At 44.2% G+C, this 16,324-nt stretch carries 14 protein-coding genes, 8 tRNA genes, 1 rRNA gene and 1 riboswitch; of the genes, 7 read left to right on the top strand and 16 right to left on the bottom strand.

Annotation, left to right across the window (positions count from 1 at the left end; all coding sequences use genetic code 11):
• Positions 1-79: 79 nt before the first annotated feature.
• From glmS to rocF, 7 genes are all read right to left on the bottom strand, one after another.
• Complete coding sequence (gene glmS, locus E2R51_RS15765; RefSeq protein ID WP_133378053.1) at positions 80-1,882, bottom strand: glutamine--fructose-6-phosphate transaminase (isomerizing); 1,803 nt, start codon at positions 1,880-1,882, stop codon at positions 80-82.
• 607 nt (positions 1,883-2,489) lie between these two features.
• A complete protein-coding gene (gene glmM, locus E2R51_RS15760) occupies positions 2,490-3,842 on the bottom strand; it encodes a phosphoglucosamine mutase (protein WP_133378052.1) in 1,353 nt (450 codons plus the stop codon).
• A 53-nt stretch (positions 3,843-3,895) separates the two neighbouring features.
• Positions 3,896-5,236: a CdaR family protein gene (locus tag E2R51_RS15755; RefSeq protein ID WP_133378051.1), complete on the bottom strand. Its 1,341-nt coding sequence runs from the start codon at positions 5,234-5,236 to the stop codon at positions 3,896-3,898.
• Positions 5,229-6,068, bottom strand: coding sequence for a diadenylate cyclase CdaA (cdaA, locus tag E2R51_RS15750; RefSeq protein ID WP_133378050.1), 840 nt, complete (start codon positions 6,066-6,068; stop codon positions 5,229-5,231). Before cdaA ends, E2R51_RS15755 begins: the two co-directional genes overlap by 8 nt.
• A gap of 249 nt (positions 6,069-6,317) precedes the next feature.
• Positions 6,318-6,950: an anti-sigma factor family protein gene (locus E2R51_RS15745; RefSeq protein WP_240733112.1), complete on the bottom strand. Its 633-nt coding sequence runs from the start codon at positions 6,948-6,950 to the stop codon at positions 6,318-6,320.
• A 14-nt stretch (positions 6,951-6,964) separates the two neighbouring features.
• On the bottom strand, positions 6,965-7,528 hold the full coding sequence (sigW, locus tag E2R51_RS15740; protein WP_133378049.1) for an RNA polymerase sigma factor SigW: 564 nt from the start codon (positions 7,526-7,528) through the stop codon (positions 6,965-6,967).
• A gap of 439 nt (positions 7,529-7,967) precedes the next feature.
• On the bottom strand, positions 7,968-8,870 hold the full coding sequence (gene rocF / locus E2R51_RS15735; protein ID WP_133378048.1) for an arginase: 903 nt from the start codon (positions 8,868-8,870) through the stop codon (positions 7,968-7,970).
• Between the two features lie 261 nt (positions 8,871-9,131).
• Positions 9,132-9,236: riboswitch (SAM riboswitch) on the top strand.
• A gap of 81 nt (positions 9,237-9,317) precedes the next feature.
• Between rocF and E2R51_RS15730 the strand changes: the two genes are divergently transcribed.
• The 7 genes from E2R51_RS15730 (at position 9,318) to E2R51_RS15700 (ending at position 15,154) form a co-directional block, all read left to right on the top strand.
• Positions 9,318-10,028, top strand: coding sequence for a phosphoadenylyl-sulfate reductase (locus tag E2R51_RS15730; protein WP_133378047.1), 711 nt, complete (start codon positions 9,318-9,320; stop codon positions 10,026-10,028).
• Between the two features lie 18 nt (positions 10,029-10,046).
• Positions 10,047-11,123: a sulfate permease gene (locus tag E2R51_RS15725; RefSeq protein ID WP_133378046.1), complete on the top strand. Its 1,077-nt coding sequence runs from the start codon at positions 10,047-10,049 to the stop codon at positions 11,121-11,123.
• A 25-nt stretch (positions 11,124-11,148) separates the two neighbouring features.
• Positions 11,149-12,297, top strand: a complete 1,149-nt coding sequence (gene sat / locus E2R51_RS15720) for a sulfate adenylyltransferase (RefSeq protein WP_133378045.1) — start codon at positions 11,149-11,151, stop codon at positions 12,295-12,297.
• A gap of 10 nt (positions 12,298-12,307) precedes the next feature.
• Positions 12,308-12,907 (top strand): adenylyl-sulfate kinase, encoded by a 600-nt coding sequence (gene cysC, locus E2R51_RS15715; protein ID WP_133378044.1) that lies wholly within the window; start codon positions 12,308-12,310, stop codon positions 12,905-12,907.
• 80 nt (positions 12,908-12,987) lie between these two features.
• Entirely contained in the window at positions 12,988-13,764 is a 777-nt protein-coding gene (cobA, locus tag E2R51_RS15710; protein ID WP_133378043.1) for a uroporphyrinogen-III C-methyltransferase, read from the top strand.
• 20 nt (positions 13,765-13,784) lie between these two features.
• Positions 13,785-14,537 carry a sirohydrochlorin chelatase gene (locus tag E2R51_RS15705; RefSeq protein ID WP_133378042.1) on the top strand — a complete coding sequence of 251 codons (753 nt, stop codon included), beginning with the start codon at positions 13,785-13,787 and terminating at the stop codon, positions 14,535-14,537.
• Complete coding sequence (locus E2R51_RS15700; protein WP_133378041.1) at positions 14,525-15,154, top strand: precorrin-2 dehydrogenase/sirohydrochlorin ferrochelatase family protein; 630 nt, start codon at positions 14,525-14,527, stop codon at positions 15,152-15,154. The genes E2R51_RS15705 and E2R51_RS15700 overlap by 13 nt, the downstream gene beginning before the upstream one ends.
• A 68-nt stretch (positions 15,155-15,222) precedes the next feature.
• Here E2R51_RS15700 and E2R51_RS15695 read toward each other — a convergent pair.
• From E2R51_RS15695 to rrf, 9 genes are all read right to left on the bottom strand, one after another.
• Positions 15,223-15,295 (bottom strand) — tRNA-Lys (locus E2R51_RS15695).
• A 4-nt stretch (positions 15,296-15,299) separates the two neighbouring features.
• Positions 15,300-15,374 (bottom strand) — tRNA-Gln (locus tag E2R51_RS15690).
• A gap of 71 nt (positions 15,375-15,445) precedes the next feature.
• A tRNA-Tyr gene (locus E2R51_RS15685) sits at positions 15,446-15,529 on the bottom strand.
• A 26-nt stretch (positions 15,530-15,555) separates the two neighbouring features.
• Positions 15,556-15,631 (bottom strand) — tRNA-Thr (locus tag E2R51_RS15680).
• Between the two features lie 4 nt (positions 15,632-15,635).
• Positions 15,636-15,711, bottom strand: a tRNA-Val gene (locus tag E2R51_RS15675).
• 4 nt (positions 15,712-15,715) lie between these two features.
• Positions 15,716-15,790, bottom strand: a tRNA-Glu gene (locus tag E2R51_RS15670).
• Between the two features lie 18 nt (positions 15,791-15,808).
• A tRNA-Thr gene (locus tag E2R51_RS15665) sits at positions 15,809-15,881 on the bottom strand.
• Positions 15,882-15,888: 7 nt separating this feature from the next.
• Positions 15,889-15,963, bottom strand: a tRNA-Asn gene (locus tag E2R51_RS15660).
• A 6-nt stretch (positions 15,964-15,969) separates the two neighbouring features.
• Positions 15,970-16,085, bottom strand: a 5S ribosomal RNA gene (gene rrf / locus E2R51_RS15655).
• Between the last annotated feature and the right edge of the window lie 239 nt (positions 16,086-16,324).

Genomic DNA, 16,324 nt, shown 5'->3' with positions numbered 1-16,324 from the left:
GGTTTTAAAATTATAAACCGTTCGTTTATAATTACTGCTTTTCTATTCTTAAAGAAAGAATTTAATCAAATTATCTTACTTACTCAACCGTCACACTCTTCGCCAAGTTACGTGGCTTATCAACATCACAATCTCTATGCAGCGCTGCATAATATGCAATTAGCTGTGTTGGCACGACAGAAACAAGTGGGCTTAGCAGTTCGTGAACGTGAGGGATCACGTAGCTGTCGCCTTCTTCTTCCAGGCCTTTCATTGAGATGGTGCAAGTGTGCGCGCCGCGGGCTGCTACTTCTTTTACGTTTCCGCGGATGCTTAGGTTGACGTTTTCCTGTGTTGCCAGCGCGACAACTGGTGTGCCGTCTTCGATTAGAGCGATCGTTCCGTGCTTCAGTTCTCCTCCGGCAAATCCTTCTGCCTGGATGTAAGAGATTTCTTTTAGCTTAAGCGCTGCTTCCTGAACCACATGGTAGTCCATTGAACGGCCGATGAAGAAGGCGTTGCGTGTTACGCTTAGGAAGTCGCGTGCAATTTGTTCGAATGCTTCTTTGTCGTCAGTCAGAGCTTCCATTGCTGTTGCAACGATTCCAAGCTCTTGAATAAGATCAAATTCCATTTCGAAGCCTTTTGCTTTTCCTGCTACTTCCGCAAGAATTGACAAAACAGCGATTTGAGCTGTGTAGGCTTTTGTTGATGCTACAGCGATTTCAGGACCCGCATGTAAAAGCAATGTGTGATTTGCTTCACGTGAAAGGGTTGATCCTGCAACGTTTGTAAGGGTTAAAGCTGCGTGTCCCAGTTCTTTGATGTGAACAAGAACGGCACGGCTGTCAGCTGTTTCACCACTTTGAGAGATAAAGATGAATAACGGTTTTTCAGTCAGAAGCGGCGTGTTGTAAACGAATTCACTCGCTACATGCACTTCTGTTGGGATTTTAGCTGTTTTTTCAAGGAACTCTTTTCCTACTAGTCCAGCGTGGTAGCTTGTTCCGCAAGCAATGATGTAGATGCGGTCGGCAGCATTCACGGCATTCAGGACGCCTTCTTCAATCGAAAGCTCGCCAGCGTCATTTTGGTACGCCTGGATGATTTTACGCATCACAAGTGGCTGCTCATCGATTTCTTTCAGCATGTAGTGAGGATATGTTCCTTTTTCAATGTCGCTTGCATCCAGTTCAGCTGTATATGGCTCACGCGTCATGATTTCGCCTTCAAGGTTTTTGATGATGACTTCATCTTGTTTCACTAGAACCATTTCTTTGTCTAACAGCTCAACATATTGATCGGTTACTTGAAGCATTGCCATTGCATCAGATGCAACCACGTTAAAATCTTCTCCAAGACCTACAAGCAAAGGGCTTTTGTTTTTCGCAACAAAGATTGTACCTTCTAATTGATTATCTAAAAGTGCAATTGCGTAAGAACCTTTTAGTTCTTTCAATGCTTTCTGGAAAGCTTCTTCTGTTGAAAGACCTTGGTTTACAAATGTCTCGATTAGTTGAACAATGATTTCTGTGTCAGTTTCGCTTTTAAGTTCAACTGATGCTAAGTGTTCACGCTGAAGCTGAGAGTAGTTTTCGATTACTCCGTTGTGCACAAGGGTGAAACGTTCAGTTGTACTTTGATGCGGGTGAGCATTCACGTGGCTTGGTGCACCATGTGTTGCCCAGCGCGTGTGACCAATTCCGACTGATCCTGACACGCTGTTGTCGACGACTGAGCGAAGATCTGCGATACGGCCTTTTTCTTTAAATACAGCGACACCATTTTCGTTCTTTACAGCAATACCTGCTGAATCGTAGCCGCGGTATTCTAATTTTTCAAGACCTTTAAGCAAGATTTCCTTCGAGTCATTTAATCCAATATATCCTACAATTCCACACATAATTCTTTTCCTCCTGTTTTGATAAAGGAGGTCCAGAGGTCGTCAGGGGACGACATGGCCCCCTTTATCTCTCATTAGTTATTTTTATGTGCTGCAGTCCCGCTTCTTTTGTCCACAAGGTCACCCTTATGTTTTTAAAAGCAGGCATACGACTGTGCAACGTTCAGTCGGGAGGCATCCGCCGAAAACTCGATGCTCCTCCTCCTCGTCAACTGTCAATTTCGCTCCTGACAGTCCTGGCGCTTTTTATTGCTTTGTCACCTTACGATCCACCTCTCTATTTTAACTCAATCCAACCTGTGTATACCCTATCTGCATAAAGTTAACACATACTTCATCATACTCGACTAGCGATGAATTCGTCAACAATATTTGTAAATTGAGCACAAAAAACACTATAACACAGATGACTGTTTCATTGGTTACAGGGGGATGACAAGTTTACTGAAAGGCTAGTCTCTGGCGCTGTCAATCCGCGGGTTCTGGAGCTGGATCGAAGCCTGCATCCCTTCAATCCGCGGGTTGTGACCAAACTCCCACCCGCTCATTTCCAGTATGCATAAAAACAAAAACCGGCACCGCTATGTTTGCGGTGCCGGAGATTATTTTATGCTTCTTTGAGGCCCATTTCTTCTTCCACAACTGCTGCAATGCGATCTACGTATGATGCGCATGCTTCAGCTGTTTGAGCTTCAGCCATTACACGAACAAGCGGCTCAGTGCCGGATGGACGGACGAGAATACGTCCATTTCCGTTCATTTCAGCTTCAACTTTTTCGATAATTTCTTTTACTTTTGCGTTATCTGTAACCCCATGCTTGTCACTTACACGAATGTTTACAAGCTTTTGCGGGAAGATCTCCATTTCACTTGCCAGTTCAGAAAGCTTTTTGCCCGTCACTTTCATGATATTCACAAGCTGAAGACCCGTAAGCAAACCGTCTCCGGTTGTATTGTAATCAAGGAAGATGATATGGCCGGACTGTTCCCCGCCAAGTGTATAGTTGCCTTTTTTCATTTCCTCCACTACATAACGGTCACCGACTGCTGTTTGAATGCTTGTGATGCCTTCTGCTTCCAGACCCTTATAAAAGCCAAGATTGCTCATAATGGTAGAAACGAGTGTATTTTGTTTAAGACGGGATTCGGACTTCAGATGTTTGGCGCAGATAAACATGATTTGATCGCCATCCACGATACCACCATTTTCATCAACCGCAATAATACGGTCGCCATCGCCATCAAATGCCAAACCGACATCGGCGTTTTTCTCTTTTACAAATGCCGCGAGTGCTTCAGGATGTGTCGATCCCACACCTTCGTTTATATTCAGGCCGTTAGGTGAAGCACCCATGGTTGAAAGGTCTGCATCCAGATCTGCAAACAAATGAGTAGCCAGTGTGGAAGTTGCACCGTGTGCGCAGTCCAGCGCTACATGAAGACCAGAAAAATCTTCATCAGCTGTTTGTTTAAGATATTGAAGGTATTTTTGTCCGCCTTCAAAGTAGTCTGTTACAATACCCAAATCTCCGCCTACCGGGCGTGGCGTTTCGTCTTTTTCACCGTCAATTAATGCTTCTATTTCATTTTCCTGTTCGTCCGTCAGCTTAAAGCCATCCGGTCCAAAGAACTTAATTCCGTTATCCGCCACCGGGTTGTGTGAAGCAGAAATCATAACACCTGCCTGCGCACCCATTGCTTTTGTTAAAAAAGCAACTCCAGGTGTCGAAATTACACCTAAACGCATCACTTCCGCTCCTATCGAGAGAAGACCTGCTACTAAGGCACCTTCAAGCATATGTCCAGATATTCTTGTATCACGGCCGATTAATACTTTCGGTCTCGTGGTTTCTTTTGTCAGCACGTAGCCTCCAAAGCGTCCGAGCTTGAAAGCCAGTTCCGGCGTTAGCTCTGCATTCGCTACGCCACGAACGCCGTCTGTTCCAAAATATTTACCCATTTCCTTCATCGCTCCTTCTTGTCTTTACCCTATTGCCACAATCTTTTGGTTTCTTATGCTTGTGATAGCTGAATGGTGACATTCGCTTGAGATAAACTGTATGTTACATTTTCCGGTCCTTCTATTTCAACAGCAACCTGGTGCTCGCCTTCTTCTAAATCAGAAGCGTCCACATATAGGGAAACATCGTCCTCTGTTAACCCCTCTAAATCCTCAGCGCTTCCTGTTATACGCAGGTTGAGCTCCCCATCAGACGGACTTTGAAAACTCGCATCCAGATCATCGCCTGCACCCCTTATTTCAACAGGAAGAGCCGACAAAGTCAGCTCTTCTTCATTCTCTGTATTTGATTCTTCTTCAGCCGCCTCATCACCGGCCTCAGGGTCTTCAGCAGAGTCCTGGGATTGGTCAGGCTCATCAGGTGCAGCACCATCCACTGCTTCCGCATTTTCTTCAAAAGTTACAACTGCCGGCACCGTCGTGTCAGATAGTTCATTGACACCATCAGGCTTTGGAATCTGTACTTCAATAGCCGAACCGCTCTCCTCTACTTCCGACAAATCAATTGGCACTTCTATTTCATCAATTTCTGCGATTTTATCTGCTTGTCCAAAGATTATAACGGTATCACGCTCCAGGGACAACCCCTGTACTTCTGCACCGTCCGGAAGAGTTCCTGTTGGAGTTGGAACAAGCGGTACTTCTTTACTAGGCTGAATGACACTAATCGACACATCCACATTTGATGGCTCTACAGTAACCGGAAGCTTATCAAGCTCGGCATTCAGAACTTGAACCGGTGACTGAACCGTCTCTTCATCTTCCACTGTACCATCCACATTGATGGTAGCCCTTACAAACTGGATGGAATCAATAATTCCCTTTGCTCCGGTAACCAGCACGGTTTTTGGAGAAACAGATAATTCATCCAGCGTATATCCTTCAGGAATAATCGCCTCGTTATAGTCGGTTTCGACTGTGAATTCTTCTGATACCCGTTCATCAATGGTAACATTTGCAACCGGCTCTGAGAGGGTAACCTTAAGCTGGGTTGAGAACCCCTCATGCTCAATGGCGGCTTCCTGTGTGCCGATCTCTTCTTCGCTCAAATCAATGAATACCCGAAAATCGCGTATGGCGTTTGTACGGGTCACGACCTGCGAAGGGCCTTCAATGGTGACATCAACTGTACTTGGCACACCCGTTACCACTAAAGATTCCTGGTCAAAGATGGTATCAACCGGTACATTTTCTATAGTATGTGAATCAGTCTGGGCATTTGGTGTAGTATTCGTTGCCTGATCTTCAGGATTGTTGACAGTAGCAAACATGATCGTAGCCATCAATAGGGCAAAACCTCGCAAAAACCAGCGGCTCTCTAGAAATTTATCCATTTTTCTTTTTACCCCTCCAATTCCATCGCGTTGAGGCAGTAGATTCCTGGCTCTCTCCGAACCATTCGCGACGAATTAGCTTGCTGAATTCTTCAAGTTCTAAATTTCGCTGCAGCTCACCATTTGTCGTAATCGAAATGGCGCCAGTCTCTTCTGACACGACAACCGTGATGCTGTCTGTCACTTCACTTACACCAAGAGCAGCACGGTGCCTGGTACCGAGTTCCTTCGAAATAAAAGGGCTCTCAGAAAGCGGAAGATAGCAAGCTGCTGCTGCGATTCGATTTTTTTGAACAATCACTGCTCCATCATGAAGTGGAGTATTTGGGATAAATAAGTTAATTAAAAGCTCTGATGTCAGATGGGAATCCATTGGAATTCCGGTTTCAATATAGTCGCCCATTCCCGTTTCTTTTTCAAAGGAAATGAGAGCACCGATTCTACGCTTGGCCATATAACTGACTGATTTTGTTACAGCCTCTATCAGACGGTCTCGTTCTTCATCCTCCTGCAGATTCCCCCGGGCAAACAAACGGCCGCGGCCTAATTGCTCCAATGCACGGCGAAGCTCCGGCTGGAAAATGATAATAACGCCAAGAACACCCCAGAGCATAACCTGTTCCATCATCCAGGCTAACGTATTAAAACCAAGGAGTTCACTAAATCCCCGTACAATAACAATAACAAATATTCCTTTTAAGAGCTGTACAGCCTTCGTCCCGCGGATCACTGTGATCAGTTTATAGATCACAAACCAGACGAGTAGAATATCGACTGCGTTGATCACGAGATCTAACACCGTTAAATCTGTGAATTGATCTGCAAACGGCATATGACTTCCTCCACTAATGTATTTGGGACATCCCTGAACTTGGGATTACTGATTTGTTTCATTTAAACTCTGTCATTATAACACATCTTTAGCATGCCCGTCCTCAATCGCCTCATATCAAATATCTGGAGATTTCGACCCTGGAAGGTTCCTTCAAGACCATTAAATAACAAATTTACCTTTCTTTTTGCCTGACTTTCTTTTTAAACAAGAAAAACACTGACCAGAAATGGTCAGTGTTTTGACTCATCATTCATTCTTTTCATCCGATTGAACCAGATCTCCCAATTCCTGAAAAGATGATTTAATATTATACCAGAGCCATTCAAAAGCCTGGTCAATTTCTTCAATATCGCCGGTTATCGTACCTGCACCAGCCATATACCGCTTACCGTTTATCAGGGTTACATCCCCTTTGACTTCTCCTTCAACACGGAGATCGCCATTGTGCACAACTATATCCTCTTCTACTATTTCCCCCTGTGGAACAATTACCGTCTGTCCATCAACGACAATATTTTCTGATTTCGTAAAAGCAAACTCTTTTCCATCATTCCAGGTAGTAAACAAACTTCCGCTCATCAAAAGAAAGAAAACAGCAGCTGCCACAATCATTGGGTGCTTTTTAAACCAGCGCTCCATTCCCACTTTTTTCTTTTCCTTGGGAAGCTTGTTCATCACGCTTTTAGTGAAGTTGCTTGGTGCCTGGATATGAGAAGTGCTTTGTACAAAAGCAATTGTTCGTTTTAACTCATGAAAATGAGTGCGGCACGCTTCGCATTCCTGAAGGTGCTGCTTTAACTCCTTTTCGTTTTCTTGTGAAAGCTCTTCGTCTAAATAGTCGTGCATCATATGCACGACTTTATCAGGACAAGTGTTCACAATACTCACCCTCTCTACAATGTTCTTAATTGTTTTCGCAGTGCTTCACGCCCGCGGTGAATTCTTGTCTTGACAGTGCCAAGCGGCAAATCCAGTATATCGCTGATTTCTTTCAGCGAAAGTTCCTCAATATATTTTAATACGATAACTGAACGATATTTTTCGGGTAATGTTGAAATTTCTTTTTGAATTGTGCTCTGTAATTCCATCGACTCCACTTCTTCTTCTGGCAAAGGTTCATCTGTTTGGATTTGAGAGTACATCGTCAGCCCCTCTGTGCCGGATACTTCTGCATCCAGATAGTAATCGGGTTTCTTTTTCCGGATACGGTCAATACACAAGTTGGTTGCAATCCGGTAAAGCCAGGTTGAGAATTTCCGGTCGATATCAAATTTGTGTATGTTCGTGTACGCCCGAATAAACGCTTCCTGAGCCATATCTTCTGCCTCATGGCGATTTCCAAGCATACGGTAGCAAACATGATAGACTTTATCCTTATAGAGTTCGACGATCTCTCCATATGCATTCTGATCGCCTTTGAGCACCTGTTTAATTCTTTTTTTTATTATTAGTTCCATTCTTCTGTACCCCCGCTTCAGCGGCTCTGCCATCTTTACGTTTTACGTCCGCAAAAGGTTTCATTCTATTTTTATTATTTCTTTATTTATTTTTCAAGAAAGTATATGTAAAAGACGGATGTGATATCTGACTTATGTGTCGTTATTCTTCATATATTATACATCTCCTGTAAAAAAGAGTCATCCACTTATTCCAATTACTCGGGAGTTTTGATCTATTTCTTTTGTCTGAGGTTCTTACAAGAGGGATTGTGAAGGGATTGCTGAATGTTTCTATGAAGGTAATCATTTACAAAAGAAAAAATGCAGTAAAAAGCCCTTACGAACAAGTTGATGTTCGTAAAGGCTTTCTTATTCGTGCAGATTTTTTCACACCATGAAATAATACTACCAGGTTAATTGTAGCGGACATTAACCCGCTTCCTTACACGATCACTTTTTATAAAAGTTTCTCACCAAACAGCGAGCCCATTAACGCAACGGCCACGGTTGCTGTTTTATTTTTTTCATCAAGGATTGGATTTACTTCAACAAATTCAGCAGAAGTTAAGATATCTGATTCAGCGAGCATCTCCATAGCCAGGTGGCTTTCACGATAGCTGATGCCGCCAATAACCGGTGTCCCTACACCAGGAGCATCGGTTGGATCCAGTCCGTCTAAATCAAGCGATAAATGAACGCCGTCTGTTTTACCTTTTAGATAATCCACTGCTTCTTCCATCACTCTCGTCATTCCCATACGATCTATTTCATGCATAGTATATACGCGTATACCTCTTTGTTTAATTAATTCCCGCTCCCCTTCATCGAGTGACCGGGCACCGATGATGACAATGTTTTCCGGATTTACTTTAGGCGTATAGTCAAGAATATTTACTAAATCAGGATGACCGATTCCAAGGCTGACTGCCAGGGGCATTCCATGGATGTTTCCTGAAGGCGAAGTGTCTCCTGTATTTAAATCTCCATGAGCGTCATACCAGATTACACCCAGATTCTCATACTGCTGGCTGATTCCTGCAAGTGAACCGATTGCGATGCTGTGGTCCCCGCCAAGTATCAATGGAAAATCTCCTTTATCTTTCACTGACTTTACTTTATTCGCAAGCTCAGTACTTCCTTTTACTACTGCTTCCAGATTACGGAGATTGGTGTCAGCAGTATGTACACGTTCTGCCTGATCAATTCGAATATCTCCAAGGTCATCTACTTTATGACCAAGCAATTCAAGGCGCTCAACAACACCTGCGTAACGTATGGCACTTGGTCCCATGTCTACCCCGCGTCTCATTTGTCCCAGATCCATTGGTACGCCAATAAGTGAAATGTTTTTCTTTTCCATAGCTGTGATCCCCCTGTGCTTTTTTCTATATAATCTGACTCTTCTATTGTAACGCTTACAATCTTGATGACTCAACCAAGCAAAGCCATGCATATATATGCGTGTTTTTTCAGAAAGTTCATCTAATTATTTTCAGTAATTGAGTTATATTTTCCGTTTTATGGGACTAATTTCTTAAATTTAGAATTATTTAAAAATTTTTTTGATTAATGGTTGACTAATCCTAGTGGTGTGGTAGGATTATCAACAATAACTTAATAGTACTTATCTAGAGCGGCGGAGGGACTGGCCTGTTGATGCCGCGGCAACCTGCATAGAGCAAGGTGCCAATTCCAGCAAAATGATATCCATTTTGGGAGATAAGGTGCATAAAGAATGCTATGCGCTTTTCCTTAATGGGAAAAGCGTTTTTTGTATTTGGAAAGATGAAAGGAGTTGCAGAAAACCATGACTGCAATCAGTTATGAAAATTGGAATTCAATTTCCGATACCTTCCCGGTTGATAATGAATCCAAAGGGGCACGATCTGTCCTGGAGTGGGCTTATTCTAACTACGAGGATGAAAAAATTGTATATGCTTCAAGCTTCGGAGCCGAGGCTATTGTGTTAATTGACATTATTCATCAAGTAAAACCGGATGCTCATATCGTGTTTCTTGATACCGCTCTTCACTTCCCTGAAACCTATGATGTAATTGAAAAAATAAAGGCTCGATTTCCCGCATTGAATATCGAGATGAAAAAGGCAGCTCTCACACTTGATGCACAAAGAGAGCAGTACGGTTCAGCTTTATGGAAAAAAGATCCGAATCAATGCTGTCATATTCGAAAGGTTGTGCCGTTAAAAGAAGCGCTCGATTCTAAGACAGCATGGATTTCAGGTCTCCGGAGAGAGCAGTCCCCGTCCAGAGCGCATACTGAATTTCTAAACAAAGATGAAAAATTCAAGAATATCAAAATATGCCCGCTCATCCATTGGACTTGGGATGAGGTTTGGGCATATATCGATGCAAAGGGATTGCCTTTCAACAAGCTTCATAAAGAAGGCTATCCAAGCATCGGTTGTTTCCCTTGCACCAGTCCTGTAGACGTTAACGGTGATTCCAGAGCTGGACGATGGACACAAAGCAGCAAAACAGAGTGCGGGTTGCACTCTTAAGAAAAGGAGGTCAGCCCGATGCTTTCAATCATCGCCATTTCGATCGGACTGTTTTTTGCGTTTAATATTGGGGCAAGCGGAGCTGCAGCAACGATGGGTATCGCGTATGGCTCCGGGGTGATTAAAAAAAGGTTTGTCGCACTCGGATTATGCGCTGTTACTGTTTTTCTAGGAGCCTGGCTCGGCGGCGGAGAAGTAGTAAAAACCATCGGCAGCGGCATTGTGCCAAGTGATACTTTTACCGTTACCATTGCTTTAATCGTTCTGGCATCGGCTGCCATCTCACTGTTTCTGGCAAATATTTTTGGAATCCCGCTGTCAACCAGCGAAGTTGCTGTAGGATCTGTTGTTGGCGCAGGCATTGTTTATCATTCCATTTTCTTCGGAAAGCTTGCCTGGATCGTTATGTTTTGGCTGTTCACTCCAGTAGTTGCTTTTTTTATTGCCATTGCTGCAGCAAAAATCCTTGAAACGAAATGGATTAAAAAATGGGTAACCGCTCCAAAAGCGGCAAAATATTTAGCACCAATTGTAGTAATTATGGGGTTATTTGAAGCTTTTTCTGCAGGAATGAACAATGTGGCCAACGCAGTGGGTCCTCTTGTCGGAGCCGGCTTGATGGGAACTAATGACGGTATTTTATGGGGCGGGCTTTTTGTTGCTCTTGGCGCTCTGTTTTTAGGCCACAGAGTGATGGAGACAAACGGCAAAAAGATCACCACCCTTCGTCTGGAGGAAGGAGCAGTTATTTCCGGTACAGGAGCAAGTATTGTGACAGCAGCCTCGATTTTTGGCATCCCTGTACCGCTTACTCAAATTACGACTTCATCCATTATCGGCATCGGTTTTGCCAAGCATGGGAAAGCCGTGTTGAAAAAAGATATTGTTATCCAGATGCTCACTGTATGGGTGGTGTCACCAGTTTTATCGATGGTGCTGTCCTATACACTCATCTTGCTGATAGTAGAACAAAGCATTTATCCCATCGTTGCTCTAATCGGTGTGCTGATTTCTGTACTTGGCATTCTGGCTTTATTGAAACGCCCTTCACCAACCACGGTTTCTGCTGAGATCGTGCGAGAATCCAAAAACTAAAACTGATAATGAAAGGTTGATTATGATGTCATACTTGCCAGCACCACACGGAGGAAGTTTAATTCAGGCTTATGAGCCATCTTATAATGTTTCAGCGATAGAAAAAGAACTTGAAATCGATGCGATTGCACTGAGTGACCTTGAACTAATTGGCGTAGGTCTTTTCAGTCCTCTTACAGGTTTTATTGGAAAAAGTGACTATGAGTCCGTCGTTGAACAGATGCGTTTAGCGGATGGCACAGTCTGGTCCGTTCCCGTAACGCTACCGGTTTCCCCATCCTTTGCGGAGAACCTTACAGAAGGCGAGCAAATTAAGCTGACCCATAAGGGCGAGGTTTACGGTGTGATTACAGTATCAGAATGGTATGAACCTGATTTACAAAAAGAAGCACGCGAGGTATATAAAACAGAAGAGCTTGCCCACCCGGGTGTCAAACGATTGTTTGAAAGAGGGCCTGTTTACCTTGCAGGTGAAACTGTACTTGTAAAGCACCCTCAAAAAGGTGTGTTTGGGGATGTATGGCTGAAGCCGAAGGAAACAAGAGCGCTGTTTGAAGAAAACGGCTGGAAAACAGTCGTCGGATTCCAAACAAGAAACCCTATCCACCGCGCCCATGAGTATATTCAAAAAGCAGCGCTTGAAACGGTTGATGGCCTGTTCGTGAACCCGCTTGTTGGCGAAACCAAGTCAGATGACATCTCTGCTGATGTACGATTAAAAAGCTACCGTGTCCTCTTGGAGAATTATTACCCGACAGAGCGTGTTCAGCTTGGCGTTTACCCCGCTGCCATGAGATATGCCGGGCCGAGAGAAGCCATTTTCCATGCAATAGCGCGTAAAAACTTCGGCTGCACTCATTTTATTGTCGGCAGAGACCATGCTGGAGTGGGTGATTACTACGGAACTTATGATGCCCAGCATATTTTTAGCGAATTTACAGAAGAAGAACTTGGTATAAAACCTTTATTCTTTGAACACAGCTTTTATTGCAAAAAATGTGAGGGTATGGCTTCAGATAAAACCTGTCCGCACGGCAAGGAAGACAGAGTGATTTTATCAGGTACCAAGGTTAGAGAAATGCTTAGAGCCGGCCAGCTGCCTCCTTCCACTTTCAGCCGCAAAGAAGTTGTAGAGGTATTGATTGAGGGAATCCGGCAGGAAGCAGCCATTTAGGAGGAAAACAATGACTAAATCAACGAATATAACATGGCATAACACAACCGTATCAAAAACTGACCGTCAGATTCAAAATGCACACAGCAGCTGTGTATTATGGTTCACAGGCCTGTCGGGATCAGGAAAATCCACAGTTGCCAACGCTGTTTCACGCGAACTGTACCGTCAGGGCATTAACGAATATGTACTTGATGGAGATAATATCCGCCACGGGTTAAATAAAGACTTAGGATTTTCTGACCACGACCGAACAGAAAATATCCGTCGTATTGGAGAAGTCGCAAAACTTTTTGTGGACAGCGGTAAAGTCGTAACAACCGCTTTTATTTCGCCTTTCCGATCTGACCGCGATCAGGTACGCGCTTTATTTGACGACAAAGAATTTATCGAAGTTTTTGTGGATTGTCCTTTAGAAGAATGTGAAAAGCGGGATACCAAACAGCTGTATGCAAAAGCCCGCCGGGGAGAAATTAAGGAATTTACAGGAATTGATTCTCCTTACGAAGCACCGGAACGCCCCGAGATTACCATTCATACAGAAAAAATTACGGTTGAGGAAGCAATTGAACAGGTCCTCAGTTATTTACGGGAACAAAATGTAATTTAAGATAGTGTATACTAATGGTTCAAGCAGTAAAAACGGCTCTTATTCAGGACCGGAAATCATAAAAAGAAAGGGTGAAATCGATGGTTGGTACAGTTTATTTAGTCGGAGCAGGACCTGGAGATCCAGACTTAATTACGGTAAAGGGCTTGCGCTGTATCGAGCAGGCGGATGTCATCCTCTATGACCGGCTGGTTAACCCTGAGCTATTAGAATATGCTAACAGCGAAGCACAGCTGGTTTATTGCGGTAAGCTCCCGCATTATCACACAATGAAACAAGAAACGATTAATCACTTTCTTGTAAAATACGCAAAAAAAGGACTTACAGTCGTTCGGCTAAAAGGCGGTGATCCGTTTGTCTTTGGGCGCGGAGGTGAAGAAGCGGAAGAATGCGCAAAAAATGACGTTCCATTTGAAGTCGTTCCTGGAATTACAGCCGGGATCGCCGCTTCTGCCTACGCAGGCATTCCGGTAACACATCGCACATTAAGCAAAAGTTTTGCTTTTATTACCGGCCATCAGGCTGGCGATGAAGAAGCTCAATACCAATGGAGCCATCTGGCAAAAGCGGTGGATACAATATGTATTTACATGGGTGTCTCTCATCTGCCGGCTATTACAGAAAATTTGATAAAATGCGGGAAATCACCCGATACCCCTATTGCTCTTGTACACTGGGGGACAATGTCAGATCAGCGGACGGTCGCCGGTACGCTCGAAACAATCGAAGAGCTTGTTAAAGAAGCCAGCATTTCTAATCCGAGCATGATAGTGATTGGCGAAGTTGTTCGGCTTCACCATAAAATTAATTGGTTTAAAGAAGAAATCGCTCAGCATTTACCTGTCGTCCACGGGTAAAAGAAAGGGAGTTTGCAGAGATGAAAGCCATTCTTTATATCGGTCATGGTACCCGTTCAAAAAAAGGTGCAGCTGAGGCAAAGCAATTTCTTCAGACGGTAATCAACCGCGTGGATGCCCCTATTCAGGAGATCAGCTTTTTAGAGCTGACAGAGCCTTTCATTGACGAAGGCTTCCGGCGCTGTGTGGAAAGAGGCGCTACGGAAATAAAAGTGGTTCCGATCTTTTTACTTACAGCAGGTCATATCAAAGAGGATATTCCGCAGGCACTCGCTCCCCTTCTCTTGCAGTATCCGGAAATAAAAGTGGACATGACGGAATCTTTTGGCGTTCAGACAACCATATTAGATGCCATTGCTGAATTAGTTAATGAGACCGCAGGAAACCTTACTCCAAGTGACTCCCTTTTAGTGGTTGGCCGGGGAAGCAGTGATCCTGAAACCCGTATTGCCTTCGGAAAAATTACTGAAGGGATCCAAAACAGACTGGGAATTGCCCGCGTGCGTGTCTGCTACCTGGCTGCAATAGAGCCCCGGCTTGATCAGGGACTCGCAGACATTGTTTCTGAAGCAGGTGAAGACGGACGGATCCTTGTTGTACCCTACCTTCTATTTGGCGGCCTTCTCCTCAGTGAGGTAAAACAGAAGGTTCTGCGGCTTCAAAAGCAGGGTCACTCGATTATTCATACGGACTCACTGAGCAAGCACAGCATTATCCAGGAGATTGTGGTTAATCGTGCATCTTCCCAAGGAGCAACAGCATGCAGCCATTAGTTATTAAGTTAAACGGAAAGAAAGTTGCCATCGCAGGAGGAGGCAGAATTGCAGCCCGCAAAGCAAGGGTGCTGGAGGAAGAAAAAGCGAATATCACCTTTATTGCGCCTGAATTTTCCGAGGAAGTCCTCGCACTTTCAAAAAATCATGGTTATAAGCTCATTAAGCGAAAGGCTTTAAAAGAAGACTTTAAAGATGCCATGCTGGTCATCCTTGCAACCAATGACCGGGAAGCCAATCAAAAACTATCACAGTCACTGCCCCCTCATCAGCTTGTCTGCGTCGTAGATGAGTTTGAAGAAGGCAATGTAACCTTTCCGGCTACAGTGCGCCGCGGGCATCTCCAGGTCGCTGTGACCTCCAACGGTTCAAGCCCTAAACTGACACGCAAGCTTAAGAAAGAGCTGGATGCTCAGTTTGATTCGAACTGGGAACCTTATACTGATTTTCTTATGCGCTGCAGGCATCATATTAAAACAATGCCCATCTCCTTTGAAGAAAAAAGTGAATTGCTGTGGGAACTGCTTGATGACCGCTATCGCCTTAATGAAAATGAACAAAATAAAAAGTGGCAAGAACTATTGAGCTATACAAATAAGCACCCTGTCAACGAATGACAAGGTGCTTATTTGTATAGAAAAATTAAAAAATCTCTCATCATGTAACTGATGAGAGATTCCATTGATGAGCCATGTAGGATTCGAACCTACGACCCTCTGATTAAAAGTCAGATGCTCTACCAACTGAGCTAATGGCTCATAATGGCTGGGCTACCAGGGATCGAACCTGGGAATGACGGAATCAAAATCCGTTGCCTTACCGCTTGGCTATAGCCCAATGAGTCAAGTTTACTTAAGTATGCCCAATATCGGTAGATACCATGAAGCAAATAAGAAACTTTTTAAAAATGGTGGAGGGGGGCAGATTCGAACTGCCGAACCCGAAGGAGCGGATTTACAGTCCGCCGCGTTTAGCCACTTCGCTACCCCTCCAAAAGAGGTTATTCTATAAGTAAAACTGGTGCCGGCAAGAGGACTTGAACCCCCAACCTACTGATTACAAGTCAGTTGCTCTACCAATTGAGCTACACCGGCAAAATGGTGGAGAATGACGGGCTCGAACCGCCGACCCTCTGCTTGTAAGGCAGATGCTCTCCCAGCTGAGCTAATTCTCCATCATGGTGACCCGTACGGGATTCGAACCCGTGTTACCGCCGTGAAAGGGCGGTGTCTTAACCGCTTGACCAACGGGCCGTTAGTTTGTAAAAATTAAGCTTCCAACAGGATTTGAACCTGCGACCTCTTCCTTACCATGGAAGTGCTCTACCTGCTGAGCTATGGAAGCAGAAATATGGCTCCGCAGGTAGGGTTCGAACCTACGACCCTTCGGTTAACAGCCGAATGCTCTACCACTGAGCTACTGCGGAACGATTGCCTAGCGACGTCCTACTCTCACAGGGGGAGACCCCCAACTACCATCGGCGCTGAAGAGCTTAACTTCCGTGTTCGGCATGGGAACGGGTGTGACCTCTTCGCTATCATCACTAGACTAAGTCCTTACTATTGACTGGGACAAAGACTATTATACCAAGTTTGTCTCAAAATTCAATATAAGGTTGAAAGAAAGAATAAAAAACGCAGTAACTGCCTAAACTCATTCTTTCAAAACTGGATAAGCCATCAAACAAACGTTGCGTTTTCGAGTAATCACCAAATTTGGTTAAGTCCTCGATCGATTAGTATTCGTCAGCTACACATATCGCTATGCTTCCACCTCGAACCTATCTA

The sequence above is a fragment of the Jeotgalibacillus sp. S-D1 genome (assembly GCF_004358665.1).
Lineage (GTDB): Bacteria > Bacillota > Bacilli > Bacillales > Jeotgalibacillaceae > Jeotgalibacillus.
Note: the sequence above shows the minus strand (reverse complement) of the source record. Positions and strands in the feature narration are given on the sequence as shown.